The sequence below is a fragment of the Streptomyces sp. NPDC002130 genome, from assembly GCF_040296465.1.
GTDB lineage: Bacteria > Actinomycetota > Actinomycetes > Streptomycetales > Streptomycetaceae > Streptomyces.
This window is the reverse complement of the sequence record NZ_JBEOXI010000969.1, coordinates 1-1,266: the sequence shown is the minus strand read 5'-3', so window position 1 is coordinate 1,266 and position 1,266 is coordinate 1. Positions and strand designations below refer to the sequence as shown.

Annotated in this window: 2 protein-coding genes; both read left to right on the top strand. The window is 64.1% G+C overall.

The window, feature by feature from the left end; translation table 11 throughout:
* A partial coding sequence (locus ABT116_RS47495) for a 16S rRNA (cytosine(1402)-N(4))-methyltransferase (protein ID WP_351647628.1) occupies window positions 1-560 on the top strand: 560 nt, incomplete at its 5' end.
* On the top strand, window positions 557-1,201 hold the full coding sequence (gene ftsL, locus ABT116_RS47490) for a cell division protein FtsL (RefSeq protein ID WP_095969880.1): 645 nt from the start codon (window positions 557-559) through the stop codon (window positions 1,199-1,201). The genes ABT116_RS47495 and ftsL, both read left to right, overlap by 4 nt.
* Window positions 1,202-1,266 lie beyond the last annotated feature (65 nt).

Sequence of the window (1,266 nt, the reverse complement as noted above, 5' to 3'; positions counted from 1 at the left end):
AGACGGTCGGGCTGACCGCGGCAGAGGTCCTGAACACCTACAGTCACGGCGACCTTGCTCGCATTCTGAGCACGTACGGGGAAGAGCGGTTCGCCGGAAAGATTGCGTCCGAGATCCTTCGGCAGCGTGAGCGTGAACCCTTCACCACCAGTGCAGCTCTGGTCGAATTGCTGTACCGAACAATCCCGGCAGCCACACGGCGTACGGGTGGACACCCGGCCAAGCGCACCTTCCAAGCGCTGCGGATCGAAGTCAATGCCGAGTTGGATTCGCTTCGTGCCGCCGTTCCTGCCGGACTCGACGCACTGGCAGTCGGTGGGCGAGTGGTGTTCATGTCCTACCAGTCGCTCGAGGATCGAGTTGTGAAGGCGGAGTTGGTTCCCCGCTCGAAGTCCACCAGCCCCGAAGGTCTACCGGTCGAGTTGCCGGGTATGGGGCCGGAGTTCCGCATTCTCACCCGTGGCGCAGAACGTGCGTCAGAGCAGGAAATCGAAGAGAACCCACGATCAGCTCCGGTGCGTTTGCGTGCCGCAGAACGCATTTCCAGGAGGCGGGCATGAGTCGTCAGGGCAAATCCGGTGCAGCGCAACGTGCATACGACAAGCGCACCGCACGGGCGGCAGGCCGGACCGGAACTGTCGCTGCTGCCGGCCCGTCTATCTCTCCTCGGGCGATGCTCAAGGGGAGAGTGCCGTTCGTCGCCTCCGTCATCGGACTTCTGTCCATCGGTCTCGCGGTGACTCTGCTGCTGACCACCCGCGCTGCCGAGGATTCCTACCAACTGAGCGACGCGCGTGCATACAACCAGTCTCTGGTCGAGCAGAAAGCAGCGCTCGAACGCGACTTCCAGTCGCGTAACTCGGCTCCGGAGTTGGCAAATCAGGCAAGCGCTCTCGGCATGGTCCCCGCCAAGGACCCTGCACGCCTGGTAGTTCATCCCGATGGTTCGGTCGAGGTCGTCGGAACGCCGACTCCCGCGACTGCCGGAGCGATGCCGCCGCTCGATGCGCCCACATCGGTGCCCGCACCGACCGCGACGCCTCCGCGCACAACGACACCCGTTGTTCCGGGAGCCACGCCGAGCGTTCCGAATAACACGCGAAACCTCGCGCAGAGTGAACAATTGGTTCCTGTGATCCCCACGACGACAGCACCCGCCACCACGACGGCGGTGCCTGCTCCGCCTGAGGAACGTCGGTGAGTCAGAACTCCCGTAACAACCCAGGTCGCCGTCCGCGCCGCGCGGCTACCGCTTCCATCCCCTAT